The following is a 26,773-nucleotide window of genomic DNA, read 5'->3' as shown; positions in this document are numbered from 1 at the left end:
ATGGTGTCTAGCTGGATCCTGCTGCTGGTGTCGGTCGGCTACGCCGCGCTGCTGTTCGCGGTGGCGTGGTGGGGCGACCGGCGCCCGCTGTATCCCGAGCGGCCGTGGCTGCGCCCGGCGGTGTACAGCCTGGCGCTGGCGGTGTACTGCTCGTCGTGGACGTTCTACGGCGCGGTCGGCAGCGCGGTGCGCAACGGCGCCGGCTACCTGCCGATCTACCTGGGTCCGCTGCTGCTGCTGCTGTTCGGCTGGCGCATCATCGAACGGCTGGCGCTGATCGCGCGCAGCGAGAACACGGTGTCCATCGCCGACTTCATCTCCTCGCGCTACGGCCGCTCGCGGCGGCTGGCGGCGCTGGTGGCGGTGATCGCGCTGATCGGGGTGGTGCCGTACCTGGCGCTGCAGTACAAGGCGGTGGCGATGAGCCTGCAGGTGCTCAGCGGCCAGTCCAGCGCCGGCGCGCCGTTCTACGCCGATCCGGCGCTGTACGTGGCGCTGCTGATGGCGCTGTTCGCGACCTTGTTCGGCACGCGCCAGGTCGACGCCACCGAACACCACCACGGCATGATGCTGGCGATCGCGCTGGAGTCGGTGGTCAAGCTGCTGGCGATGGTCGCCGTCGGCGTGTTCGCCTACGTGTGGCTCAGCGGCCGCGACGGCCAGGTGCTGCAGTCAGCGCGCACGCTGTTCCAGAACACCCCGCCGGTGGGCTTCATCTCGCAGACCCTGCTCAGCTTCCTGGCCATCGTGTGCCTGCCGCGGCAGTTCCACGTGGCGGTGGTGGAGTGCAGCGACATCGGCGACATCCGCCGCGCGCGCTGGCTGTTCGGGTTCTACCTGGTGGTGATCTCGGCGATGGTGGTGCCGATCGCCGCGGCCGGCATCGCCCTGTTCGGCGGCGGCGACGTGGCCGACGACAGCATCGTGCTGGCGCTGCCGCTGGCCCAGGGCCGCACCGCGCTGGCGCTGGTGGCCTACGTCGGCGGCTTCTCCGCCGCCACCGGCATGGTCATCGTCTCCAGCATCGCCCTGGCGACGATGATCAGCAACGACCTGGTGATGCCGGTGCTGCTGCGCCGCCGCGGGCACCAGGCCGCCGGTGCCGACGTCGCCTCGCGGGTGCTGTGGATCCGCCGGCTGGCGATCCTGCTGCTGGCGCTGATCGCCTACGGCTACTACCGCAGCAGCAGCAACGACAGCACCCTGGCCTCGTACGGGCTGATGGCCTTCGCCGCGGTGGCGCAGTTCGCGCCGGGCGTGATCGGCGGGCTGTACTGGCGCGGCGCCAGCCGCAAGGGCGTGGAGACCGGCATGGTGCTGGGCTTCGTCGTGTGGATCTACACCCTGCTGCTGCCGGCCTTGACCCAGGCCGGCTGGCTGGCGCCGCAGTGGCTGCACGACGGGCCGTTCGGCATCTCCTGGCTGCGCCCGCAGCAGCTGTTCGGCATGAGCGGCTGGGACCCGCTGGCGCACGGCACGTTCTGGTCGCTGCTGCTCAACGTCGGCACGATGATGCTGGTGTCGGCGCGCTGGCGGCCGGGCCTGGACGAGCGGCTGCGCGCGGCGCCGTTCCTGGAGCCGTATTCGCAGCGGCCGGCGGTGGCCGGCGACTGGATCGGGCTGGTGCACGTGGTCGACCTGCAGGCCCTGGCCGAGCGCATGGTCGGCGAGCGCCACGCGCGCCGCGCCTTCGCCGAACAGGCGCAGCTGCTGGGCCGCGAACCGCAACCCAACGCGGTGGCCGACCGGGTCTGGGTGCAGTTCACCGAACGCCTGCTTGCCGCCTCGATCGGCGCGGCCTCGGCGCGGCTGGTGCTGACCAGCCTGCTGCGCGGCTCGGGCATGGACCTGGGCGAAGTGGTGGCGGTGCTCGACGAGGCCGGGCAGGAACTGCGCTTCAACCGCGAGATCCTGTCGACCACGCTGGAGAACATCAGCGCCGGAGTCAGCGTGGTCGATCCGGCGATGCGCCTGACCGCGTGGAACCGGCGCTACCAGCAGATGTTTGGCTATCCGGACGGCATGCTCTACGTCGGCCGCCCGGTCGCCGACCTGATCCGCTACAACGCCGAGCGCGGCGAACTGGGCGAGGGCCAGATCGAGGACCAGATCAGCCGCCGCATCGCGCACCTGCGCGCCGGCACCTCGCACGTGTTCGAGCGCACCCGCAGCGACGGCAAGGTGATCGAGATGCGCGGCCAGCCGCTGCCCGGCGGCGGCTACGTGACCAGCTACAACGACATCACCGACTACAAGCGCGCCGAGCAGGCGCTGCTGGAGGCCAACGAGACGCTGGAGCAGCGCGTGGCCGCGCGCTCGCGCGAGGCCGAGCTGGCGCAGCAGTCCAAGACCCGCTTCCTGGCCGCGATCAGCCACGACGTGCTGCAACCGCTCAACGCCGCGCGGCTGTTCGCCTCGGCGCTGCGCGAGGCGCACCAGAACGAGGAGCAGCGGCACCTGGCCGAGCGCGTGGACGCCTCGCTGCGCGCGGCCGAGGAACTGCTCGACGGATTGCTCGACGTATCAAGGCTGGACGCCGGCGGGCTGCGCCCGACCATCGAGGATTTCGACGCCAGCGTGCTGCTGCGCGAACTGGCTGCGCAGTACACGCCGGTGGCCGCCGGCCGCGGCCTGCGCATGCACGTGTACGCGCGGCCGATCTGGGTGCGCAGCGACCGCCGCCTGCTGCGCCGCGTGCTGCAGAACTTCCTCGCCAACGCGCTGCGCTACACCCGCCAGGGCCGCATCGTGCTGGGCATGCGCGGGCGCGGCGCGGAACTGGAGCTGCAGGTGTGGGACACCGGCCCGGGCATCCCCAAGCACCACATGCAGCAGATCTTCGAGGAATTCCAGCGCTACCAGCAGCCGTTCGATTGGGGCGAGCAGGGCCTGGGCCTGGGCCTGTCGATCTGCCAGCGCATCTCGCGCCTGCTCGGCCACGACCTGGATGCGCGCAGCGCGGTCGGCCACGGCAGCATGTTCTCGATCACCCTGCCGCGGGTGGCGCCGGTGCCGCAGAAGCAGCTGCGCCAGCAACGCGCCGCCGCCGCGGCCGATTCGCTGGCCGGGCTGCGCGTGCTGTGCGTGGACAACGACCAGGAGATCCTCGACGGCATGCGCGCGCTGCTCGGCCGCTGGCAGGTGGAGGTGATCTGCGCCAGCACGGTGGACGACGCGCTGGCGCTGGCGGGGCGCGCGCCCAACGTGATGCTGGTCGACTACCACCTGCACGACCGCCTGGACGGGCTGGACACGCTGGACGCGCTGCGCGAGGCGATGCCCGGCCCGGTCGCCGGCGCGCTGCTCACCGCCGACGGCCGCGACGAACTGAAGCTGCAGGCGCGCGAACGCGGCTACCGGGTGCTGACCAAGCCGGTCAAGCCGGCCTCGCTGCGCGCCTTCCTGACCGCGTACCACGATCCGATCAAGGGCGACTAGCGCCCGCGACGCGATCGCCTGCGCAGCCCAGGCCGCACACTATGGGACGTGCCGCGGCCCCGTGCACGTCCACGTCGGGCGGCGCTCCCGATCGCGTCGACGGCGTTGGGCTGCCGATCGCGTTGGCAGGCCAGGCGGTGGCGCTACGTAGCTGCAATGTGTTCGCGATTTGCCGGCAGCCGGCACGCACCGCGTTGCGACGCGATCCCGCGCGGCTATCGTGGCGACCCGTTCCATTCTCCTGTCCGCACCCCACGCGCATGACCTCACCGCACGACGCCGCGATCCCGTCGGTTCCCGCATTGCTGGCTGCGCTGGAGGCCGGGCAGGCGCTGCAACTGGAGCAGGGTGCGCGCCGCTACCTGCAGCACGTGCCCGGCGACGCCCTGGCCAGCAGCCTGCTGGCGATGAGCCTGCAGATGCAGGGCCATCCGGCGCGGGCGGCCGCGCTGTACCGCGCGCTGGCCGAGCGCCAGCCGCAGGACGCGGTGCACTGGAACAACCTGGGCACCGCCTTGCGCGAGGCGCGGCGCTTCGCCGAGGCGCGGCAGGCGTATGCGCAGGCGTGCGCGCTGGCGCCGGACGATCCGATGCCGCACCACAACCTGGGCCTGCTGGCGATGGACGACGGCGACTACGGCGCGGCCCGCGGGCACCTGCTGGACGCGCACGCGCTGGCGCCGCAGTCGCCGCAGTTGAGCGTCCACGCCGCGATGGCCTGCCACGAGTGCGGCGATGTCCAACGCGTGGAGGCGCTGCTCGCTCACTGGCGGCGATGGCCGGCGCAGAACCCGGAGACCACGCTGGAGCTGGCCTGGCTGCTGTCGCAGGCCGGCCACACCGAGACCGCCGTGGAGATGCTACGCGCTTGCGCGGCCGGCCCGATGCCGCAGCCGGCGCGCGCCTGGTCGCGGCTGGTGCTGGTGCTCGAACGCGCCAACCGGCTGGAGGAGGCGCGCCAGGCGGCGGCGCACCTGCCGGCACCGGACCGGATCGAGGACCTGGACGCGCGCCACGATGCGCTCAATGCGCTGGCGGTGCTGGCGATGCGCGACGGGCACTGGGACCACGCCTACCGGCTGCTGTCCGGCCTGCTCGGCGCGGCTACCGACACGCGCAAGCAGAGCAACCTGTTCTTCGCGCTGGCGCGCGTGTGCGACCGCCTGGGCCGCCACGGCGAGGCGCTGGCGGCATGCGCGCAGGGGCATGCCGGGCAGGTCGACGGCGTGGCCTCGCTGGTGCCCGAATTGGCCGCAGCGGACGCGGCGCCGCTGCCGGCCGCGCGGCGCCGCTGGGATCCGGCGCGCTACGCCGCGGCGCTGCCGGTGGCCAGCCCGCCGCGCGAGGCCTCGCCGATCTTCGTGGTCGGTTTCCCGCGCTCGGGCACCACCTTGCTGGAGCAGATGCTCGACGCGCATCCGCAGCTGTGCGCGATGGACGAACGCCCGTTTCTGCAGGGCGTGGCCGAGCGCCTGGAGCGGCGCGGCGTGGCCTGGCCCGATGGCCTGGGCGAGCTGGACGACGCCGCCTGCGCCGCGTTGCGCGCCGACTACTGGCAGTCGGTGCGCGGCGTGGTGCAACTGCAGCCCGGGCAGCGCCTGGTCGACAAGAACCCGCTGAACCTGCTGCGCCTGCCGCTGATCCGGCGGCTGTTTCCCGAGGCGCACGTGATCCTGGCGCTGCGCCATCCGTGCGATGTGCTGTTGAGCTGCTACATGCAGGCGTTCCGTTCGCCAGCGTTCGCGCTGCTGTGCTCCAGCGCGCAACGCCTGGCGCAGGGCTACGCCGATGCGATGGGATTCTGGCTGCACCACGTCCAGTTGCTGCAGCCGCGCGCGCTGGAGTTGCGCTACGAGGACCTGGTCGCCGATCCGCAGGCGCAGGTCGCGCGGCTGGGCGATTTCCTGCAACTCGAACAGCCGGCGCGGCTGCTCGAGTTCCAGCGCCATGCGCGCGCCAAGGGCTTCATCAGCACGCCGAGCTACGCGCAGGTGGTCGAGGGCATCAACCGCAAGGGCCTGGACCGCTGGCGCCCGTATCGCGGGTTCTTCGAGCCGGTGCTGCCGCTGCTGCAGCCCTACCTGCAGCGCTGGGGCTATCGCGTCGACTGATCGGCGCCTGTGCGCCGTCTGCGGCAGGCGCCCACGCGGCGCGCCTCCATGCGGATGGACGCCTGTATTTCGGACGGTGTAGCGATTGTGCCAGGGCCTGGCGCAATCCGGCACATCGAAACAACACTTCTCTTATAAAAAACTAACAAGTGCTCGACGGTCTCGACGGCCGCCTGCCCGAGGTATCCGACAAAAAAAGACATCGCGCCCTGCGCGATCGGAATCGGTTCGCGTCCGCGTGCACCGCTGGCGCGCTGTTGCCCATCACATGAGGTTTTCCCCAATGCCCGCACCAAAGAACAGACTCGCCCAGGCCATCTGCCTGGGATTGGCGACGCTTCCCGCTTCGCTCTACGCGCAGAGCGCCGATACCGCGGGGGCTTCCGCGGGCAACGGCGCGGTCGACCTGGACCGCGTCACCGTGACCGGCTCGCTGGTGCGGCGCGTGGACGTGGAGACCGCCAGCCCGGTCACCGTGATCGATCGCCAGCAGATCCAGCAGAGCGGCAAGCAGACCCTCGGCGACCTCGTGCAGTCGCTGCCCGGCATCGCCGGCGATGCGACCAATCCGCAGGTCAACAACGGCGGCGGCGACGGCGCCTCGACCGTGTCGCTGCGCGGCCTCGGCGACCAGCGCACGCTGATCCTGATCGACGGCCACCGCATCCTCAACAACGACATCAATTCGATCCCGGCCAGCATGATCGACCACATGGAGGTGCTGAAGGTGGGCGCCTCGGCGCTGTACGGCTCCGACGCCATCGGCGGCGTGGTCAACTTCATCCTGCGCAAGAACTACGAAGGCGGCGAATTCGTCGCCAACTACGGCCAGGCCAGCCGCGGCGACGGCGCCCGCCAGGGCGGCAGCTTCACCTTCGGCAAGACCTGGGACCGCGGCAACGTGGTGGTCGGCATCGACTACAACAAGCAGAAGGAGATCTCCTCGGCCGACCGCGCGTTCTCCAAGGACGCGATGTACCTGTCCAGCGGCAGCGTCTACAAGGGCGGTTCCAGCCGCACCCCCAGCGGCTACTACAAGTTGCCGGCGAGCACGCTGGCCGCCAACGGCTGCAGCACCGGCGGCGCGATGACCAGCGACGGCAACGGCGGCTACAAGTGCTACTCCTCCTCCGCCGACGCCTACAACTATCAGGCGCAGAACCTGCTGATGACCCCGCAGCAGCGCGTCAACAGCTTCGTGCTCGGCACCTTCAACGTGACCGACGACGTGCAGGCCTACGTCAACGCCTACCACAACCACACGATGTCGCACTACGCGATCGCGCCGCTGCCGTTCGATGCGCAGAGCGACGGCATCACCATCGCCGCCGACAATCCCTACAACCCGTTCGGCGTGGAGTTCGGCCCCGACGGCTACGAGTACCGCTCGCGCTTCACCTCGCTGGGCCAGCGCGAGGGCTTCTACGACACCGCCACCGACCAGGACGTGCTCGGCCTGAAGGGCAGCATCGGCGACACCAGCTGGGTGTGGGACGTCAACTTCAACTACGGCCACTACAAGCAGCGCAACTGGAGCCACGGCTACGTGGACTACGCCGCGCTGCAGGATGCGATCGACACGGGCGAAGTGAACATCTTCGACCAGACCGATGCGGACACCGTCGCCTGGATGAACAGCCACGAGTCGATCCCGCGCTACCAGACCACGCACATCACCCGGCAATGGGAAGCCAGCGCCAACGGGACGGTGTGGGAGCTGCCGGCCGGCAGCGCGCAGCTGGCGGTCGGTGCGCTGTACCGCAAGGAGAACCTGGGCTACACCGTGTCCAGCAACGCGGTGATCAACAGCGACAACACCTGCGAGATCTCCTCCGAAGCGTGCTCCTCGCCGCTGAGCGGCTCCTTCAGCGTCAAGGAAGCCTATGCACAGCTGTTCATCCCGGTGCTGGCGCAATCCTCGCCGATCGGCGCGCTCAACGTCACGCTCAGCGATCGCTTCTCCGACTACAGCAGCGTCAGCTCAACCAACAACAGCGCCTCGTTCCAGCTGGAGTGGCGCCCGATCCACGACCTGATGGTGCGCGGCACCGTGGCGCAGGTGTTCCGCGCGCCGACCATCTACGACCTGTACCAGGGTCCGACCGCGAACTCGCCGACCTTCACCGATCCGTGCATCGGCTACAGCGGCAGCGGCCACGAGAACGCCTGCGAAGGCGTGTCCGCCGGCTGGACCGGCTCGGGCCTGTCGCAGACCAACGCGATCGTGTCCGGCTCGACCTACGCCAACTACAACCTGAAGCCGGAGAAGGGCACGTCCTACGACTACGGCCTCGTCTACAGCCCGGAAGCGGTGCAGGGCCTGTCGCTCAACGTCGATTGGTGGAAGGTCAAGCTCGACGACCTGATCCAGTCGATCTCCGCGCAGACCGTGGCCAATCTCTGCTACAACGACGACAGCAGCCCGTACTGCGGCTACATCCACCGCTATGCGGCAGGCACGGCCAGCGCCGGCAACATCGACTACATCGAGACCCCGGTGGTCAACATCGGCAAGCTCGACACCCAAGGCATCGACGTCGGCGCCAACTACGCGCTGCCGGCGACCGCCTACGGCAAGTTCACCCTGGCCCTGGACAGCACCTACCTGCAGCGCTACGACATCGACACCGGCGATTCGGTGGTGCACATGGCGGGCAAGTACAACTCGTCCTACGGCAACTACGCGCGCTGGCGCGCCCGCGGCCAGATCGGCTGGAAACTGGGCAACTGGGACGCGACCTGGACCACGCGCTGGATCGGCAAGATCCAGGTCGGCAGCACCGACCTGTCGGAGAACATGTCCGCCGACGCCGCCGACAAGGGCGTGGTGCTGAACTACGGCAGCTACATGTACCACGCGCTGCAGCTGGGCTACGACATGGCCGACGCCAACATCCGCTTCGACCTGGGCGTGGACAACCTGTTCGACAAGCAGCCGCCGGTGCTGTATCAGAACAACGTGCTGAACGCGAACACCGACGTGAGCACCTACGACACGGTCGGCCGCTACTACTGGATGCGCGCCACCTATCGGTTCTGAGTGGCCTCGGCCGGCATCTCCTGCGTTCGCAGGGGCGCCAGGTCGCGACACGCGGCGCGCCCGGTTGGGCGCGCCGTTTCTTTGAGAGATGCGCCGATGGCGGCCGAGCGGGATGCCGCGAGGGGGCCGCAGACGCGGTGCGGCGGGGGCTGCGCGATGCGTGGCGGCGGGCGCGTCGTGGCGCACACGCGGGTCGACGGCGACCGCGCTGCGCAGGTGACGTGATGCCCCGCGGCCGCCGTCCCGCCACCACGCACAGGCACCCACCGCCATGACCCACACCGATCTTCGCCATTACGTCCGCGTCTACGACGCCGCGCTGGGGGCCGGCTTCTGCAGCCAGCTGGTCGCGCAGTTCGAGCGCGCATCGGCGCAGCACCGCCACAACGGCGCCGGCGCGCGCGCCGGTCTGCACGACAGCGCCTGGACCGAACTCAACGTCACCCAGGCCGCCGATCCGGCGTTCCAGGGCTTCTTCCTCGAACGGGTGCGCGCGGCATTGGCGCGCTACAACGCCGACCTCGGCCTGTCCGCGCCGGTCCCGTGGCGCCCGCGCCTGGCCGACCTGCGGATCAAGCGCTACCGCGCCAGCGCCGGCGAGCGCTTCCAGCCGCATTTCGACGCCTGCGACGAGGAGACGGGCCGCTACCTGGTGCTGCTGTGGTACCTCAACGACGTGGCCGAGGGCGGGCAGACCCGTTTCGTCGACCTGGACCTGGAGGTCGCGCCGCGCACCGGGCGGCTGCTGATGTTCCCGCCGTACTGGATGTACATGCACGCCGCACTGCCGCCGCGCAGCGGCGACAAGTACATCCTCTCCACCTACCTGGAATTCACCGCCAGACCGTCCCCGCCGCCGCGCGGCTGAAGCGGTCGATCAGGGACAAGGCAGCGACGCGCTTCGCCGTTACGAATCCCCAATCCCGACTCCCCAATCCCGGCGTCAATGCAGATGCTCGAACAGGATGGTGCTGCCGATCGCGATCAGCAGCGCGCCGCCGACGATCTCCGCGCGCTTGCCGGCCAGCGCGCCGAGCACGCGGCCGAGCATGATGCCCAGGGTCACCATGGTCAGCGTGCACAGGCCGACGATCGCGGCGACCTCGACGATGTTCACGTCGAGAAAAGCCAGGCCCACGCCGACCGCCATCGCGTCGATGCTGGTCGCCAGCCCGGTCGCGGCCAGGCTCCAGAAGCCGTGGCGCTTGGGTGCGTCGTCGGCCTGCTCGGCTTCCTGCGGCCTGAGCCCGGCGACGATCATGTGCACGCCCAGCGCGCCGAGCAGGCCGAACGCGATCCAGTGGTCGAACGCGGCCACGTATTTGGCCGCGGCCTGGCCCAGCAACCAGCCCAGCACCGGCGTCAGCGCCTCGATGCAGCCGAAGATCAGGCCGGCGCGCAGCGCGTCGCGCCACAGCGGCCTGCGCATGGCCGCGCCCTTGCCGACCGCCGCGGCGAAGGCGTCGGTGGACATGGCGATGCCGAGCAACAGAATCGAAAGAAACGACATGGGGGGACCGCGCCGGGGCAGGAGACGACGACGAGCGCGCGCGCCCGGCTTTCGCCACGCAAGCTCGCCGCTGGTCTCGCCAACCACGAAGGCTGCCCGCACCACGGCGCAATGGCCGAGTGTGTTGATGCGGGCGCCGTCCGGACAGGCCGGACAGCAGGCTACTCCCCAAGGGGACGCGCAGTCTAACAGCGGCAAATGCCGGCGAATACGCGGCGAACGCACGCGAGCCTGCAGCTTTTTTTCTTAGCAGCGGCTATATGCAGCGCGTCGTCGGCGCTGCGGCGGCGTGGTGCCGGAGGGCCGTCCAGCACACCGGCAAGTGATGGAATGCAGGCGAGGGCGAGCGCTGCGGACAGCGGTCGCGGCTGAAGCCGCTCCTACAGGGGACATCGCGGTGTGATGCCAACGCACCGTGGGAGCGGCTTCAGCTGCGACCGAGACCTCCAGCGGTCCCACAGTCCGGTGAGCGCGAATGCGCTGGCGAGGGTCCAGTACGCGCGCAGCGGTCGGATTGAAAATGCTTCTGAGTGGGTGGTGGCCCACCTGGCTCTCTGTAGGAGCGGCTTCAGCCGCGACCGAACCTCGTTGCGCCGATAGCGATTCCGGCATGAGACAGGACCGGTGCAACGGCGATGCACGAGGAACGCGAGCAACAGTCAAGGCAAGGAACCCGCCAAGCAAGCCGCGCCATCCTCACGCAATTCCTGGCCGCTCCCGTTCCCGATGCTCGCCGACCGTCGCCGCGGCTGCGCGTCCCATCGCGAAGCGATCAGGCCGCCAGGCCGGTCCCGCGCAACGCCGCGCGTGCCGCGCGAAGCGGCGCATCTGCACCGTTGCCGAAACGTATGCCCTCAGTCCTCTTCCAACGGCAGCACGATGCCGTCGCTGTCGATGGCCAGCTTGCCGGCCATCAGCACCGCCTGGGTGCGGTTGGTGACGCCGAGCTTGCGCAGGATCGCGGTGACGTGCGCCTTGATCGTGGCCTCGGACACGCCCAGGTCGTAGGCGATCTGCTTGTTGAGGCGGCCGGCGCCGAGCATCTGCAGCACGCGGAACTGCTGCGGGGTCAGTTCGCGCAGGCGCTGGCCGACCTCGCGTTCGGCGCGGTCGGTGGGCGGCACGGTGTGCGCTTCCGGCGGCGCCCAGCGTTCGCCGTCCAGCACCGTGCCCAGGGCCAGGCCGATGGTGTCCGAATCGGCCGACTTGGGAATGAAGCCGAACGCGCCGTGGTCCAGCGCGCGCCGCATCACCGTCGGCTCCTCGCGCGCGGACACCACCACCACCGGCAGCTGCGGATGCAGCGCGCGCATGTGCACCAACGCGCTGAACCCCTGCGCGCCGGGCATGTTGAGATCCATCAGCAGCAGGTCGGCATCGGCGTGGTGGTCGGCCAGCGCGTACAACGCCTCGACGCTGTCGGCCTCGTACAGCTGCACCCCCGGCATCACCCGCTGCACCGCCCCGCGCAGCGCCTCGCGGAACAGGGGATGGTCGTCGGCGATCAGCAGGGTGGGCATGGGGGGCCGGGATTCGGGATAGGGGATTGGGGATTCGTGAAGCAAAGCAACAGCGGAGCGTGACGTCGTCAGGAGCGTGGGCGGGGGCAGGGGACCGCTTTGGCGAATCCCCAATCCCGACTCCCCAATCCCGGCTGCACGCGCGTCAGCGCGTCAGCCTCTCGTTCACCAGCGAATCGACCACCGACGGATCGGCCAGGGTCGAGGTGTCGCCGAGCTGGTCCGGGGCGTTCTCGGCGATCTTGCGCAGGATGCGGCGCATGATCTTGCCCGAGCGGGTCTTGGGCAGGCCCGGCGCCCACTGCAGGTGGTCGGGCGCGGCGATCGGGCCGATCTCCTTGCGCACCCAGGCCACCAGCTCCTTGTGCAGTTCCTCGCTGGGGGCTTCCTCGGCCACCAGGGTCACGTAGGCGTAGATGCCCTGGCCCTTGATGTCGTGCGGGAAGCCGACCACCGCGGCCTCGGCCACCTTCGGGTGCGAGACCAGCGCGCTCTCCACCTCGGCGGTGCCGATGCGGTGGCCCGACACGTTGATCACGTCGTCCACGCGGCCAGTGATCCAGTAGTAGCCGTCCTCGTCGCGGCGGCAGCCGTCGCCGGTGAAGTAGCTGCCCGGATAGGTGCGGAAATAGGTGTCGATGAAGCGCTGGTGGTCGCCGTAGACGGTGCGCATCTGCCCCGGCCAGGAGTCGCGCAGCACCAGGTTGCCCTCGGTGGCGCCTTCCAGGATCTCGCCGTCGGCGTTGACCAGGGCCGGCTGCACGCCGAAGAACGGCAGCGTCGCCGAGCCGGGCTTGAGGTCGATCGCGCCGGCCAGCGGGGTGATCAGGATGCCGCCGGTCTCGGTCTGCCACCACGTGTCCACGATCGGGCAGCGGCCGTCGCCGACCACGTCGTAGTACCAGCGCCAGGCCTCGGGATTGATCGGCTCGCCGACGCTGCCGAGCAGGCGCAAGCTGGCGCGCGAGGTGCGCTTGACCGGCGCCTCGCCCTCGCGCATCAGTGCGCGGATCGCGGTCGGGGCGGTGTAGAAGATCGTCACCTGGTGCTTGTCGATGACCTCCCAGAAGCGCGACACGTTCGGGTAGTTCGGCACGCCCTCGAACATCAGCGCGGTGGCGCCGTTGGCCAGCGGCCCGTAGACGATGTAGCTGTGGCCGGTGACCCAGCCGACGTCGGCGGTGCACCAGTAGATGTCGTCCTCGCGCAGGTCGAACACGGCCTCGTGGGTGTAGGCCGCGTACAGCAGGTAGCCGGCGGTGGTGTGCAGCACGCCCTTGGGCTTGCCGGTGGAGCCGGAGGTGTAGAGGATGAACAGCGGGTCCTCGGCGTTCATGCGCTCGGGCTCGCACTCGGCCGGCTGGCTGTCGACCACGTCGTGGAACCAGCGGTCGCGCGGGGCCTGCATGTCCACCGCGCCACCGGTGTGGCGCACCACCAGCACGGTCTCCACGGTGGTGGTGCCGGGCAGTTTCAGCGCCGCATCGACGTTGGCCTTGAGCGGGATCTTCTTGCCGCCGCGCAGGCCCTCGTCGGCGGTGATGATCAGTTTGCTGCCGCAGTCGATCACCCGGTCGGCGATCGAGTTGGGCGCGAAGCCGCCGAACACCACCGAGTGGATCGCGCCGATGCGCGCGCAGGCCAGCATCGCCACCGCCGCGTCGGGGATCATCGGCAGGTAGATGGTGACGCGGTCGCCCTTCTTGACCCCCAGGTTGCGCAGCGCGTTGCCGAGCCGGCACACGCGCTCGTACAGCTCGCGGTAGCTGACGGGGTAGGACGGCGCATCCGGGCTGTCCGGCTCGAACAGCAGCGCGGTCTTGTCGCCGCGGGTGGCCAGCTGGCGGTCCAGGCAGTTGACGCTGGCGTTGAGCTCGCCGTCGTCGAACCAGCGGATGTGGAAATCGTCCAGGGCGAAGTTCACGTCCTTGATCCGGGTCGGCTTCTTGAACCAGTCCAGGCGCTCGGCGGCCTGGCCCCAGAACGCGTCCGGCTGTTCGACCGATTGCCGGTACAGGGTCTGGTACTGGGTCTTGTCGATCCGTGCCTGGGCGGCGAACTGCGGATCGACGGGATAGAGATCGGCCATGGTTCCCTCTGCAATGAACGGGGCGCCGCATGCGGCGGCGCGTCATCGCGCAGTGTGCCGCATCCGCCGTTAAGCGCGCACCCACCGGGCTTTAGACGATGGTCGTAACCCTAGGGCCTGCCCTCCACTCCCGAGCGCGCCGCGCTCGGGAGTGGAGGACAGCCCCAGCGTTCGACTAATGGCCAATAGGCGCGGCCCGCGGCGGCGCGCACCCTGGGCCTCGGCCGTGCCTGCGCGCGGTGGACATCCATTATTCGGGAGGGAGTAATGAGCAACCGCATCGCATCCTTGGCACGGCGCCCGTTGGCCGCCGCGCTGTTCGTGGCCCTGGTCGCCCCCGGCGCGGCCTTCGCCCAGAGCGGCAAGACCCCGTCGGCGCGCGAGCAGGCGCTGGAGGCCCGCGTGGCCGAGCTGGAGCGGCAGGTGCAGCTGCTGCTGTCCTCGCAGCAACAGCAGCAGGGCCAGATCGCGCAGACCCAGACCGAGGTGGCCGCGGTCAAGTCCAGCCAGGCCGCGCAACCGGCGCTGCCGGCCGGCAAGGCGCCGATCCAGGTGACCACGATCACCCCCGGCGCCGCGCCCGGCACCACGTTCAAGGTCGGCGGCTTCATCAAGGCCGATTTCCTGGCCACCCGCACCGGCGACGGCCAGCTGGCCGACGACGCCACCGGCCGCGCGCTGTACCTGCCCGGGCAGACCCCGGTGGGCGGCGCCAAGTCCGGTACCGACTACAACGCGCACGCCAAGTTCTCGCGCATCAACTTCGGCGTGGACAGCGTCACCGACGCCGGCAACAAGGCCGGCGCGCTGGTGGAACTGGACTTCTTCGGCAATTCCCTGGGCACCCAGACCGCCACCAACACCTATGGCGCCACCCTGCGCCACGCCTACATGTACTGGAACCACTGGCTGGCCGGCCAGACCTGGTCCAACTTCATGGATCCGGCGGCGCTGCCGGAAGCGGCCGACTTCATCGGCCCCACCGACGGCGTGATCTTCGTGCGCCAGGCGCAGCTGCGCTACACCAACGGCGGCTTCAGCGTGGCCCTGGAGAACCCGGAAACCACCGTCTACAACCGCAGCGCCATCGGCGTGGTCACCAGCGTCAGTTCCGACCGCGGCTCGCTGCCGGACCTGACCGTGCGCTACGGCTGGAAGGGCGACTGGGGCAGCTTCGGCATCGGCGGCCTGCTCGGCCAGCAGAAGGTGGACAACCGCGCCACCGGCGCCGACGCCAGCAAGGTCTCCGGCGGCCTGACCCTGGGCGGCAAGTGGGTGGCCGGGGACAGCGACAGCCTGTTCTACCAGCTCAGCGGCGGCGAGGGCATCGGCCGCTACATCGGCCTGGGCATCGCCCAGAACGCGGTCTACGACGCGGCCGACCGCGACCTGGACACGGTTGGCGTGGTCGCCGGCTACATCGGCTGGCGCCATGCGTTCTCGCCCAAGCTGCGCACCAACCTGATCTACGCGCGCAGCGACTACGACAACGACACCGCGCTGACCGGGCTGGGCGTGACCAAGAGCGTGCAGAGCATCCGCGGCAACATCTTCTATACGCCGATGCCCAAGGTCGACGTCGGCGCCGAGCTGATGTACGGCAAGCGCGAGATCGAAAGCGGCGCCAAGGGCGACATCACCCGCCTGCAGTTCACCACCAAGTACAGCTTCTGAGGCCGCGGCCGGCGCGGCGCCCGGGAGGGCGCGCCGCGCCCGCCGCGGGCTTGCCACGCACACGCGACGGACCGCGCCACCCGCCCACGTTCACCACCGCCACACCACCCGCTTCGGAGGGGAAGCTTCCTATGTCCAGCACCGCCATCAACCCGTCGGGCAAGACCCTGACCCAAGGCCACAAGAAGGTGATCTTCGCCTCCAGCCTGGGCACCGTGTTCGAGTGGTACGACTTCTACCTGTACGGTTCGCTCGCCGCGATCATCGCCAAGCAGTTCTTCAGCGGGGTCAACGAGACCACCGGCTTCATCTTCGCGCTGCTGGCCTTCGCCGCCGGTTTCGCGGTGCGTCCGTTCGGCGCGGCGTTCTTCGGCAGCCTGGGCGACCGCATCGGCCGCAAGTACACCTTCCTGGTCACCATCGTGCTGATGGGCCTGTCCACCTTCATCGTCGGCATCCTGCCCAACTACGCCAGCATCGGCATGGCCGCACCGATCATCCTGATCGTGCTGCGGCTGGTGCAGGGCCTGGCGCTGGGCGGCGAATACGGCGGCGCGGCGACCTACGTCGCCGAGCACGCGCCGCCGGGCAAGCGCGGCCTGTACACCAGCTTCATCCAGACCACCGCCACGCTGGGCCTGTTCCTGTCGCTGCTGGTGATCCTGGGCACGCGCATGACCCTGGGCACCGAGGTGTTCGAGGACTGGGGCTGGCGCATTCCGTTCATGGTCTCGATCGTGCTGCTCGGCATCTCGGTGTGGATCCGCATGCAGCTGAGCGAGTCGCCGCTGTTCCAGCAGATGAAGTCCGAAGGCAAGGGCTCCAAGAAGCCGTTCCGCGACAGCCTCAAGGACGGCAACTTCAAGCTGATGCTGCTGGTGCTGCTCGGCGCTACCGCCGGCCAGGCCGTGGTCTGGTACGGCGGCCAGTTCTACTCGCTGTTCTTCCTGACCCAGACGCTGAAGGTCGACGGTACCACCGCCAACCTGCTGATCGCCGCGGCGCTGGCGCTGGCCACCCCGTTCTTCGTGATCTTCGGCTGGCTGTCGGACAAGATCGGGCGCAAGAAGATCATCCTCGCCGGCTGCCTGCTGGCGGCGATCACCTACTTCCCGATCTTCAAGGGCCTGACCCACTTCGCCAATCCGGCGGTCGAGGAAGCGCGGCAGAGCGCGCCGGCCACCGTGGTCGCCGATCCGGCCACCTGCAGCTTCCAGTTCGATCCGATCGGCAAGGCCAAGTTCACCAACTCCTGCGACGTCGCCGCCGCGGCGCTGGCCAAGGCCGGCGTGCCCTACGAGATCAAGCCGGCCGCGGCCGGTTCGCTGGCGCAGGTCAGCATCGGCGGCACCCAGGTGCCGGCCTACGAGGCCGCCGGACTCGGCAAGGACGAAGCCAAGGCCAAGTCCGATGCATTCGGCAAGCAGCTGAAGGGCGCGCTGACCGCCGCCGGCTACCCGGAGAAGGCCGACCCGGCGCGCATCAACAAGCCGATGACGCTGCTGCTGCTGTGGATCCTGGTGATCTACGTGACCATGGTCTACGGCCCGATCGCCGCCTACCTGGTCGAGCTGTTCCCGACCCGCATCCGCTACACCTCGATGTCGCTGCCGTACCACATCGGCAACGGCTGGTTCGGCGGCTTCCTGCCGACCATCTCCTTCGCCCTGGTCGCGGCCACCGGCAACATGTACTACGGGCTGTGGTACCCGATCGGCATCGCGGTGATGACCTTCGTCATCGGCCTGTTCTTCCTGCGCGAGACCAAGGACGTGGACATCACCAAGTAACGGAGCGCACCCTTGCGCCGGGATGTCCCGGCACTGCGACGCCGGCCCTGTGCCGGCGTCGTCGTTTGCGGCAGGCGCGCCCATCGCGATCGAAGGCACCGGTGGCGTCGATCCGAACGCGGGCGACAACCTGCCTTGGCGCGGTGGTACCGACCAGCCGCAGCAGCGCCACGCCGCGTGCGGCCGGGCGGCCGACGCCGGCAAGCGTTTACCATGCGCGCCAATCCCTCTCCGGGCCGCCGCATGCGCTACCGCTGGATCCTGTTCGACGCCGACGACACGCTGTTCCGCTTCGATGCCTATGCCGGCCTGCAGCGCATGTTCGCCGGCTACGGCGTGGCCTTCGCCGAGCAGGACTACGCCGACTACACCGCGCGCAACCAGCCGCTGTGGGTGCAGTACCAGAACGGCGCGATCACCGCGCTGCAGTTGCAGCAGCGCCGCTTCGACGCGTGGGCGCAGCGGCTGCAGACCACGCCGGAGACCTTGAACGCCGCGTTCCTGGCGGCGATGGCCGAGCTGTGCGCGCCGCTGGACGGTGCGGTGGCCTTGCTGGACGCGCTGCGCGGGCATGCGCGGCTGGGCCTGGTCACCAACGGCTTCACCGCGCTGCAGCAGGCGCGGCTGCAGCGCACCGGCCTGCACGACCGTTTCGAGGTCCTCGCCATTTCCGAGCAGCTGGGCGTGGCCAAGCCGCATCCGCGCATCTTCGAACACGCGTTGGCGCAACTGGGCGATCCGCCGCGCGCGCAGGTGCTGATGGTCGGCGACAACCCGCACGCCGACATCGCCGGCGGCCTGGCCGCCGGCCTGCACACCTGCTGGGTCAACGCGCACGGTGTACCGGCGCCGGACGGCATCGTGCCGCACTACGAAGTGGCGACGCTGGCGCAGCTGCAGGTCCTGCTGCTCGGGGAGACATGACCGCTCGCGTTGCCGCGCGTGCCAGCGCCGAAACGCCTCCTGTAGGAGCGGCGTCAGCCGCGACACACCAACTCGGCGCACGTCATGTTCGCTAGGGCAGGGAGGCTCCTGCAGGATTGCCAGCGACACACATCCACACGCCGGAAGCCGTCGGGGCCACGCCCCTCCACAAGAGCCGCGCACCGATCGCCCCTTGTAGGAGCGACTTCAGTCGCGACGCGGCAAACCCTGCGGCACCTGCACAAGCGGCCCGGCTAGCCTGCCGCCGACGCGCCACGCCTGTCCTGCAGTACCCACATCGGGCCATGCGCCCGCATCGTATAGTGCGTCCATGTCCACACCCGACCCCGCACCCAGCGCCACCGACACGCCGCTCGCCGACCTGCCGGCCACGCTGCAGCGGCTGCGCGCGGCCTGGCAGGCGGCCAAGCCGGACCGGGCGCAGCGCCGCGACGACCTGCTGCGCCTGCGCGCGGCGCTGAAGCGGCGCCTGCCGGAGATGGCCGACGCCATCGCCGCCGATTTCGGCCATCGCTCGCGCCACGAATCGCTGCTGGCCGACGGCATGACCGTGCTCGGCGAGATCGACCACCTGCTGCGCCACCTCAAGCGCTGGATGCGGCCGCAGCGCGTCGGCGCCGGCTGGCGGCTGTGGCCGGCGCGCGCCGAAGTGCGGCCGGTGCCGGTCGGCGTGGTCGGAGTGATCGCGCCGTGGAACTACCCGGTCAACCTGGCGCTGATCCCGCTGGCCACCGCGATCGCCGCCGGCAACCACGTCTACCTGAAACCCTCCGAACACACCCCGCGCACTGCGCGCTTCCTGCAGTCGCTGCTGGCCGAGGTGTTCCCGCCGCAGCGCGTGGCGCTGGCGCTGGGCGGCGCCGAGGTGGCCGGCGCCTTCGCCGCGCTGCCGCTGGACCATCTGGTGTTCACCGGCTCCACCGCGGTCGGGCGCAAGGTGATGGCCGCCGCCGCGCCGAACCTGACCCCGCTGACCCTGGAGCTGGGCGGCAAGTCGCCGGCCATCGTCTGCGCCGACTACCCGCTCGAGCAGGCCGCCGCGCGCCTGGCCACCGGCAAGTGGTTCAACGCCGGGCAGACCTGCATCGCCCCGGACTACGTGCTGATCGACGCCGGCCGCCGCGCGGCGCTGGTGCAGGCGCTGCGCGCGCAGGTGCTGGCGCGCTACGGCGACTTCGCCGTGGCCGAGGACTACACCCGCATCGTCAACGAAGGCCAGTACCGGCGCCTGCGCGGCTACCTGGACGATGCGCGCGCGCGCGGCCTGGAGGTGGTCGAACTGGCCAGCGTCGAGCCCGAACGCGCCGAGCGCGAACGCCTGATCGTGCCGACCGTGGTGCTGCAGCCCGGCGACGACGCGCTGCTGATGCAGGAGGAGATCTTCGGCCCGATCCTGCCGCTGCGCAGCTACCGCACGCTGGAGGAGGCGATCGCGCTGGTCAACGGCCGCGACCGGCCGCTGGCGCTGTATCCCTTCAGCCACGACCGCGCCCAGATCGACGCGATCCTGCACGCCACCGTCGCCGGCGGCGTCACCGTCAACGACAGCCTGCTGCACTTCGCCGCCAACGCGCTGCCGTTCGGCGGCATCGGCCCCAGCGGCATGGGCGCCTACCACGGCCGCGCCGGCTTCGATGCCTTCAGCAAGGCGCTGCCGATCCTGTGGCAGTCGCGCTGGGCCGGCAGCGACCTGCTGAAGCCGCCGTACCGGCGCATCCAGCGCATGATCGACGTCCTGCTGCGCTGAGGGCGCCACGCGCGCGGGACGCGGCGTCCGCGCCGCCAGCGGTTAAACTGCGCGCCATGAAAATCGCCTCGTGGAACGTCAACTCGCTCAACGTGCGCCTGCCGCACCTGCAACAGTGGCTGGCGGCCTTCGCGCCGGACGTGGTCGGCATCCAGGAAACCAAGCTGGAAGACCACAAGTTCCCGGATACGGCGCTGGCCGAAGCCGGCTACCGCAGCGTGTTCGCCGGGCAGAAGACCTACAACGGCGTGGCGATCCTGTCGCGCTCGCCGGCCAGCGACGTGCAGGTCGGCGTGCCCGGCCTGGAGGACGAACAGAAGCGGGTCATCGCCGCCACCGTCGGCGACCTGCGCATCGTCAACCTGTACGTGGTCAACGGCCAGGACGTGGGCACCGACAAGTACGCCTACAAGCTGCGCTGGCTCGACGCGGTGCACGACTGGCTCGCCGCCGAGCTGCAGCGGCACCCGCGCATGGTGGTGCTGGGCGACTTCAACATCGCCCCGGACGCGCGCGACGTGCACGACCCGCTGGTGTGGAGCGACAACCACATCCTCACCTCCACCGCCGAGCGCGGCGCGCTGCACCGGCTGCAGGCGCTGGGCCTGCACGACGGCTTCCGCCTGCACCACGAAGACGGCGGCGTCTTCAGCTGGTGGGACTACCGCCAGGCCGGCTTCCGCCGCAACCTCGGCCTGCGCATCGACCTGACCCTGGTCTCCGACGCGCTGAAGGCGCGCACCCGCGCCGCCGGCATCGACCGCGAACCGCGCAGCTGGGAACGCCCCAGCGACCACGCGCCGGCCTGGATCGAACTGGAGGAGGGCGAGGCATGAACGAGCGCCACCTGCGCCGCTGCGTGGACAGGGTCGGCGACACCGCGATCGCGCCGCTGCACCGGCTCAGCTGCCACTGCGGCGCGGTGCAGATCGATCTGGAGCTGCCGCACGGCATCGTCGACCCGCGCCGTTGCAACTGCTCGCTGTGCCGCCGCCGCGGCGCGATCGTCGCCTCGGTGCCGCTGGCCGCGCTGCACCTGCGCGAGGGCGCGGAGGCGCTGCGCCTGTACACCTTCCATACCCGGACCGCGCAGCACTATTTCTGCGGCGTGTGCGGGATCTACACGCACCACCAGCGCCGCTCCGATCCCAACGAGTACGGCTACAACGTCGGCTGCCTGGAAGGGGTGGACCCGTATGCGCTGGCCATCGCGGTGCCGGTCAGCGACGGCGTGCACCATCCGTCCGACCGCGACGACCCGTGAGCGCCGCCGCATACGCAAACGCCCGGCGGACCGGGCGTTTGCACACACCTGCGGTGGCGCCTGCGCTCAGCGCGCGCGGCCGCGGGTGAACAGGTTGACGATGGCCAGCAGGATGACGGCGCCGATCAACGAATACAGGAACGTCCACAGGGTGATCGCCTGGTTGATGCCGCCGCCGAACAACCAGCCGGCGATCAACGCGCCGATGATGCCGACCACGATATTCAGGATGATGCCCTGCTGTGCGTCACGGCGCATGATGATGCTGGCCAGCCAGCCCACGATGCCGCCGACGATCAACCAGATGATGATGCCCATGGATGAGACTCCTCGGTTTTGCCCGCACCGGGAGCGGTGTGGCGGGGGCCATTTAAGGAGCGCTGCCGTGAAGCGACCGTGTACCGAGGCGCGCGCGGCGCAGCGGGCGTTGCGGTTCGTGGACGCGGCGTGAGTACGTCCGCCGACGCCCCGTTGCGGCCGGATCCGCCCGACTGGCGCTTCGGCCCGGTGGCGCTGTGGCTGCGCCCGCATCCGCCGCGCACGCCCGGCGAGGCGCAGGCGCGGCGCCTGCTCGCCGCCGAACTGGCGACCCCGGAAGCGCAACTGCCGCTGCGCCGCGACGAACGCGGCCGGCCGTGGCTGCACGCGCCGCTGGCGCACGTCGGCACCGGCTGGAGCCATAGCGGCGACTATCTGCTGGTGGGGATCGGCGCGCACGCGCGGCTGGGCGTGGACATCGAGCACCAACGCCCGCGGCCGCGGCTGCTGGAGGTGGCGCAGCGGTTCTTCCATCCCGACGAGGTCGCGCGCTTGCAGGCGCTGGCCGAGCCGGCGCGCGAGGCGCTGTTCTTCCGCCTGTGGTGCGCCAAGGAAGCGCTGCTGAAGGCGCACGGCCACGGGCTGTCGTTCGGGCTGCACCGGCTGCGGTTCGCCGAGGACGCCGGCGGCGCCCTGCGCCTGGCCTGGTGCGACCCGGCGCTGGGCGCGGCCGCGCGCTGGCAGGTGCACGAATGGGTGCCGGCGCCGGCCTACCGCGCCGCGCTGGCCTGGTACCCGCTGGAGCCGGCGTAGCGCCAACGCGCCGCCACCAGGCGTTGTGCGGTGTTCCTGTAGGAGCGACTTCAGTCGCGACGCGCTCTCCTGGGAATGCCCGTCGCGACCGACGTCGTTCCCACATAGGCAGCGCCGGCGCGCCTGCCGCGGCCACGCAGCGCTCTCGCGTGGAGACGTGGCGCACAGCCACGGCGCTCGGAGTGGCGGCACCTGCGATAATCCTGCGATGAACGACGCCTCCCTCCCCGACTCCGTCCGCGCCGCGCTCGACCAGGGCCTGCGCGCGCAAGGCCTGGACGCCGCCGCGCTGGCGCCGCCACTGCTGGCCTACCTGGCGTTGCTGGCGCGCTGGAACCGCACCTACAACCTCACCGCGGTCCGCGACCCGCACGAGATGGTCACCCGGCACCTGCTCGATTCGCTGGCGATGCAGCCGTTCGTGGAAGCGGGCACGCTGGCCGACCTGGGCACCGGCCCCGGGCTGCCGGGGATCCCGCTGGCGATCGCGCGGCCGCGGCTGCGGGTGACCCTGGTCGAGAGCAACGGCAAGAAGGCGCGGTTCCTGCGCGAGGCGGTGCGCCAGCTGCGCCTGGACAACGCGCGCGTGGCCGAATCGCGCGCCGAGGCGGTGGACGAGCCCGGGGCCTACGATTTCCTGACCGCGCGCGCGCTGGACACGCTGGCCGGCATCGTCGCCGTCGGCGGCCACCTGCTGCGCCCGGGCGGGCTGCTGCTGGCGATGAAGGGCGTGCGCCCGGACGAGGAGATCGCCGCGTTGCCGCCGGGCTGGGTGGCGCAGGCGGTGCACCCGCTGCAGGTGCCGGGCCTGGGCGCGGACCGCCACCTGGTGGTGGTCGAGCGCGGCTGAGCCGGGGAGGGCGGCGGCCCGGACGCCGACGCCGATTTCCGCCCCGGGGGGGTGTGCCCGCATAATGCCCGGTCCCACCCATCGCCGACGAGGCTCCCCGCATGGCCCGCATCATCGCCATCGCCAACCAGAAAGGCGGCGTCGGCAAGACCACCACCGCGGTCAATCTGGCGGCGGCGCTCGCGCGCCAGCCGCAGCGCGTGCTGCTGGTGGACCTGGATTCGCAGGGCAACGCGACGATGGGCAGCGGCATCGACAAGCGCGAGCTGGCCGCCTCCACCTGCGACGTGCTGCTGGGCGAAAGCAGCGCCGCGCAGATCCGGGTGACCGCGCCGGAAGGCTTCGACCTGCTGCCCGGCAACATCGACCTGACCGCCGCCGAGATCCAGCTGATGGACCAGCCGGCGCGCGAGCAGCGGCTGAAGACCGCGCTGGCGCCGCTGCGCGCCGAGTACGACTTCATCCTGATCGATTGCCCGCCAGCGCTGTCGCTGCTGACCCTGAACGCGCTGACTGCCGCCGACTCGATCATCGTGCCGATGCAGTGCGAGTACTACGCGCTGGAAGGGCTGACCGCGCTGCTGGAGACCATCGAGGCGCTGCGCGCCAACCTCAACCCGACCCTGGAGATCGAGGGCGTGCTGCGCACCATGTTCGACGTGCGCAACAACCTGGCCAACGCGGTGTCGGCGGAGTTGACCAACCACTTCGGCGACAAGGTGTTCCGCACCATCGTGCCGCGCAACGTGCGCCTGGCCGAGGCGCCCAGCCACGGCCAGAGCATCGTCGGCTACGACCGCACCTCGCGCGGCGGCGTCGCCTACCTCGGCCTGGCCGGCGAGATCGTGCGCCGCCGCAACGAACGCAACAGGGCCGCCCCGGCCATGGAGACCGTCTGATGAGCGCCAAGCCCCCCGCCCTCGGAGCGAAGAAGCGCGGCCTCGGCCGCGGCCTGGAAGCGCTGCTGGGCCCGAAGGGCGGCGCCACGGCCGCGCCGGCGCCCAACGACGAGGCGCAGCCCGGCGAGAGCCTGCGCCAGCTGCCGGTCGGGCAGCTGCAGCCGGGCAAGTACCAGCCGCGCCAGGAAATGGACGAGGGCAAGCTGCAGGAGCTGGCCGAGTCGATCAAGGCGCAGGGGGTGATCCAGCCGATCGTCGCCCGCGAGCTGGAGCCGGGCAGGTTCGAGATCGTCGCCGGCGAACGCCGCTGGCGCGCCTCGCAGCTGGCCGGGCTGAGCGAAGTGCCGGTGGTGGTGCGCGAGCTCGACGACCGCACCGTCATCGCCATGGCGCTGATCGAGAACATCCAGCGCGAGGACCTCAACCCGCTGGAGGAAGCGCAGGCGCTGCAGCGGCTGATCGACGAATTCGCGCTGACCCACGCCGAGGCCGCCGAAGCGGTGGGCCGCTCGCGCGCCTCGGTGTCCAACCTGCTGCGCCTGCTGGAGTTGCCGCCGGCGATCCGCGCGCTGCTGGAAGCCGGGCGCCTGGAGATGGGCCATGCGCGCGCGCTGCTGACGCTGTCGCCGGAGTTGGCCAGCCGCCTGGCCTCCGACGCCGCCGACCAGGGCTGGTCGGTGCGCGAGGTCGAGCACCGCGCGCAGCAGTTCGCCGCCGGCAAGGTGCCCAACAACCGCAAGCCCAAGCCCGGCCGCACCGCGCCGCAGGCCGACATCGCCTCGCTGGAAACCGAGCTGTCCGAATCGCTGGGCACCAAGGTCGCCATCGCCCATGGCCGCGGTGGCAAGGGCAAGCTGGTGATCCACTACACCGACCTGGACACGCTGGACGGCGTGCTGGAGCGGCTGCGCGCGCGGCAGGGCTGAGTCCACGCCGGCCACGGCACCCTCGCCGGCCCGGACCGGAGCACTGCCGCAACCACCCGTGGCCACCAACCGGGAGCACTGCATGAGCGACCAATTCGACGAGATCAGCCCGGGCGGCAGCCCGATCCTGCTGCACACGCAGGAGAAGGACGTCGCGCCGGCCCAAGGCGATGCCTGCATCGAGCAGATCAGCGCGCATATCGAACGGCACCTGGGGCCGATCTCGGGCGTGTTCCACGAAATCGTCTCCGATACCGTACACCTGGACGTGCACGTGGTGCCGGCCACCGCGGACGTCCCCTACCTGCGGCTGGTGACCTCGGGCATGAGCGATCTGCCGATGGCGCTGCCCGAGGATGTGGGGGCGCCGCGGCACATGGAGCTGATGCTGACCCTGCCTGCGGACTGGCCGGTCCAGCACGAGGACTTTCAGGACGAACGCCACTACTGGCCGGTGCGCCTGCTCAAGACCCTGGCGCGGCTGCCGCACAAGCACGCCACCTGGCTGGGCTTCGGCCACACCGTTCCCAACGGCGACCCGGCCGAGCCGTACGCGCCCGGGGTCGGCTTCGACGGGGCGATCGTGCTGCCGCCGCTGAGCGCGCCGGACGCGTTCGGCGAGCTGGTCATCGATGCCGACAAGACCATCGCGTTCATGGCGATCGTGCCGCTGTATCCGGAAGAGATGGCGCTCAAGCTGAAGAAGGGCTGCGACGCCTTGCTGGACCGCTTCGATGCCAAGGGCGTCAAGGACATCGTCGACCCCGGCCGCGTCAACGTGGCCAGGAAGCGCTTCGGCCTGTTCTGAACGCGCCGCCGCTTCCGGACACCCTGCAATCCCCGCTCAACCCAGGACGCTTGCCATGACCATCCTCGTTACCGGCGCTGCGGGCTTCGTCGGCGCCTACACCTGCCGCGCGCTGGCCGCGCGCGGCGAGGCGGTGGTGGGCCTGGACAACTACAACGACTACTACGACCCGCAGCTCAAGCGCGACCGCGTCGCCGCGCTGTGCCCGCAGGTCGACATCCGCCCGCTCGACCTGACCGACCGCGACGGCCTGACCGCGCTGTTCGACGAGGTCCGGCCCGCGCGCGTGGTGCACCTGGCCGCGCAGGCCGGCGTGCGCTACTCGCTGCAGAACCCGTACGCCTACGTCGACAGCAACCTGGTCGGCTTCGTCAACGTGCTGGAACTGTGCCGGCACCGCGGCGTGCAGCACCTGGCCTATGCGTCGAGCAGCTCGGTGTACGGAGATTCGGCGACCCCGCCGTTCTCCGAGGAGCAGCGCATCGACCAGCCGCGTTCGCTGTACGCGGCGACCAAGGCCGCCAACGAACTGATGGCCTACACCTATGCGCAGCTGTACGGCCTGCGCGCCACCGGCCTGCGCTTCTTCACCGTGTACGGCCCGTGGGGCCGGCCGGACATGGCGCCGCTGCTGTTCAGCCGCGCGGTGCTGGCCGGGCGCCCGATCGAGGTGTTCAACCACGGCCGCATGCGCCGCGACTTCACCTTCGTCGCCGACATCGTCGCCGGCGTGCTCGGCGCGCTCGACCACCCGTCGCAGGACCCGGTGCCGCACCGCGTGTTCAACCTGGGCAACCACACCCCGGTGGAGCTGGAGCGCTTCATCGGCGTGATCGAGGCCGCCGCCGGGCGCAGCGCCGAGAAGGTCTACAAGCCGATGCAGCCGGGCGACATGGTCGAGACGATGGCCGATACTGCGCGTGCCCACGCCGCCTTCGGCTTCGATCCGAGCACACCGATCGAGGTCGGGCTGCCGCAGGTGGTGCAGTGGTGCCGGGACTATTTCGGTGCCGCGGCCTGACGCTTCAGCCCCGGGTCACCGGCCCAGGGCACAATGCGCGGTCTTTTTGCGCCGTTGCCGGCGTTCCCCG

20 protein-coding genes are annotated in these 26,773 nt (G+C 70.5%); 16 read left to right on the top strand and 4 right to left on the bottom strand.

Annotated elements, in window-relative coordinates; genetic code table 11:
• From OCJ37_RS20460 to OCJ37_RS20445, 4 genes are all read left to right on the top strand, one after another.
• Positions 1 to 3,438 carry a hybrid sensor histidine kinase/response regulator gene (locus tag OCJ37_RS20460; protein WP_263111508.1) on the top strand — a complete coding sequence of 1,146 codons (3,438 nt, stop codon included), beginning with the start codon at positions 1 to 3 and terminating at the stop codon, positions 3,436 to 3,438.
• A 260-nt stretch (positions 3,439 to 3,698) separates the two neighbouring features.
• A complete protein-coding gene (locus OCJ37_RS20455) occupies positions 3,699 to 5,549 on the top strand; it encodes a tetratricopeptide repeat-containing sulfotransferase family protein (protein WP_263111507.1) in 1,851 nt (616 codons plus the stop codon).
• Positions 5,550 to 5,832: 283 nt separating this feature from the next.
• The gene (locus tag OCJ37_RS20450; protein WP_263111506.1) at positions 5,833 to 8,589 is read left to right on the top strand and encodes a TonB-dependent receptor; all 2,757 of its coding nucleotides are present in this window, start codon (positions 5,833 to 5,835) and stop codon (positions 8,587 to 8,589) included.
• Between the two features lie 271 nt (positions 8,590 to 8,860).
• Positions 8,861 to 9,457 carry a 2OG-Fe(II) oxygenase gene (locus tag OCJ37_RS20445; RefSeq protein ID WP_263111505.1) on the top strand — a complete coding sequence of 199 codons (597 nt, stop codon included), beginning with the start codon at positions 8,861 to 8,863 and terminating at the stop codon, positions 9,455 to 9,457.
• A gap of 75 nt (positions 9,458 to 9,532) precedes the next feature.
• Here OCJ37_RS20445 and OCJ37_RS20440 read toward each other — a convergent pair whose 3' ends face one another.
• From OCJ37_RS20440 to acs, 3 genes are all read right to left on the bottom strand, one after another.
• Positions 9,533 to 10,099, bottom strand: coding sequence for a manganese efflux pump MntP (locus OCJ37_RS20440; protein WP_263111504.1), 567 nt, complete (start codon positions 10,097 to 10,099; stop codon positions 9,533 to 9,535).
• Between the two features lie 854 nt (positions 10,100 to 10,953).
• Positions 10,954 to 11,619, bottom strand: a complete 666-nt coding sequence (locus tag OCJ37_RS20435; protein WP_263111503.1) for a response regulator transcription factor — start codon at positions 11,617 to 11,619, stop codon at positions 10,954 to 10,956.
• A gap of 145 nt (positions 11,620 to 11,764) precedes the next feature.
• Entirely contained in the window at positions 11,765 to 13,708 is a 1,944-nt protein-coding gene (gene acs, locus OCJ37_RS20430) for an acetate--CoA ligase (protein ID WP_263111502.1), read from the bottom strand.
• A gap of 267 nt (positions 13,709 to 13,975) precedes the next feature.
• On the opposite strand from acs, the gene OCJ37_RS20425 reads away from it, so the two are divergent.
• From OCJ37_RS20425 to OCJ37_RS20400, 6 genes are all read left to right on the top strand, one after another.
• On the top strand, positions 13,976 to 15,382 hold the full coding sequence (locus OCJ37_RS20425) for a DcaP family trimeric outer membrane transporter (RefSeq protein ID WP_263111501.1): 1,407 nt from the start codon (positions 13,976 to 13,978) through the stop codon (positions 15,380 to 15,382).
• A gap of 131 nt (positions 15,383 to 15,513) precedes the next feature.
• A complete protein-coding gene (locus OCJ37_RS20420; protein ID WP_263111500.1) occupies positions 15,514 to 17,172 on the top strand; it encodes an MFS transporter in 1,659 nt (552 codons plus the stop codon).
• 213 nt (positions 17,173 to 17,385) lie between these two features.
• The gene (yjjG, locus tag OCJ37_RS20415) at positions 17,386 to 18,096 is read left to right on the top strand and encodes a pyrimidine 5'-nucleotidase (RefSeq protein WP_263111499.1); all 711 of its coding nucleotides are present in this window, start codon (positions 17,386 to 17,388) and stop codon (positions 18,094 to 18,096) included.
• Between the two features lie 331 nt (positions 18,097 to 18,427).
• Positions 18,428 to 19,864, top strand: coding sequence for a coniferyl aldehyde dehydrogenase (locus OCJ37_RS20410; RefSeq protein WP_263111498.1), 1,437 nt, complete (start codon positions 18,428 to 18,430; stop codon positions 19,862 to 19,864).
• A gap of 56 nt (positions 19,865 to 19,920) precedes the next feature.
• Positions 19,921 to 20,700 carry an exodeoxyribonuclease III gene (xth, locus tag OCJ37_RS20405; protein ID WP_263111497.1) on the top strand — a complete coding sequence of 260 codons (780 nt, stop codon included), beginning with the start codon at positions 19,921 to 19,923 and terminating at the stop codon, positions 20,698 to 20,700.
• A complete protein-coding gene (locus tag OCJ37_RS20400; protein ID WP_263111496.1) occupies positions 20,697 to 21,128 on the top strand; it encodes a GFA family protein in 432 nt (143 codons plus the stop codon). The genes xth and OCJ37_RS20400 overlap by 4 nt, the downstream gene beginning before the upstream one ends.
• 66 nt (positions 21,129 to 21,194) lie before the next feature.
• Here the strand turns inward: OCJ37_RS20400 and OCJ37_RS20395 are convergent, their stop codons facing one another.
• Positions 21,195 to 21,446: a GlsB/YeaQ/YmgE family stress response membrane protein gene (locus OCJ37_RS20395; RefSeq protein WP_009573531.1), complete on the bottom strand. Its 252-nt coding sequence runs from the start codon at positions 21,444 to 21,446 to the stop codon at positions 21,195 to 21,197.
• 129 nt (positions 21,447 to 21,575) lie between these two features.
• Here OCJ37_RS20395 and OCJ37_RS20390 point away from each other — a divergent pair, with 129 nt between their 5' ends.
• The 6 genes from OCJ37_RS20390 (at position 21,576) to OCJ37_RS20365 (ending at position 26,703) form a co-directional block, all read left to right on the top strand.
• Complete coding sequence (locus tag OCJ37_RS20390; RefSeq protein ID WP_263111495.1) at positions 21,576 to 22,199, top strand: 4'-phosphopantetheinyl transferase family protein; 624 nt, start codon at positions 21,576 to 21,578, stop codon at positions 22,197 to 22,199.
• A gap of 208 nt (positions 22,200 to 22,407) precedes the next feature.
• Positions 22,408 to 23,049 carry a 16S rRNA (guanine(527)-N(7))-methyltransferase RsmG gene (gene rsmG, locus OCJ37_RS20385; RefSeq protein WP_263111494.1) on the top strand — a complete coding sequence of 214 codons (642 nt, stop codon included), beginning with the start codon at positions 22,408 to 22,410 and terminating at the stop codon, positions 23,047 to 23,049.
• A 101-nt stretch (positions 23,050 to 23,150) separates the two neighbouring features.
• A complete protein-coding gene (locus tag OCJ37_RS20380) occupies positions 23,151 to 23,948 on the top strand; it encodes a ParA family protein (protein ID WP_263111493.1) in 798 nt (265 codons plus the stop codon).
• The gene (locus OCJ37_RS20375; protein WP_263111492.1) at positions 23,948 to 24,874 is read left to right on the top strand and encodes a ParB/RepB/Spo0J family partition protein; all 927 of its coding nucleotides are present in this window, start codon (positions 23,948 to 23,950) and stop codon (positions 24,872 to 24,874) included. Before OCJ37_RS20380 ends, OCJ37_RS20375 begins: the two co-directional genes overlap by 1 nt.
• 82 nt (positions 24,875 to 24,956) lie before the next feature.
• A complete protein-coding gene (locus tag OCJ37_RS20370; RefSeq protein ID WP_263111491.1) occupies positions 24,957 to 25,682 on the top strand; it encodes a suppressor of fused domain protein in 726 nt (241 codons plus the stop codon).
• A 55-nt stretch (positions 25,683 to 25,737) separates the two neighbouring features.
• Positions 25,738 to 26,703 carry an NAD-dependent epimerase/dehydratase family protein gene (locus OCJ37_RS20365; RefSeq protein ID WP_263111490.1) on the top strand — a complete coding sequence of 322 codons (966 nt, stop codon included), beginning with the start codon at positions 25,738 to 25,740 and terminating at the stop codon, positions 26,701 to 26,703.
• Positions 26,704 to 26,773 lie beyond the last annotated feature (70 nt).

The sequence above is a fragment of the Xanthomonas sp. AM6 genome, assembly GCF_025665335.1.
In the GTDB taxonomy this organism is placed as follows: Bacteria; Pseudomonadota; Gammaproteobacteria; order Xanthomonadales; family Xanthomonadaceae; genus Xanthomonas_A.
Note: the sequence above shows the minus strand (reverse complement) of the source record. Positions and strands in the feature narration are given on the sequence as shown.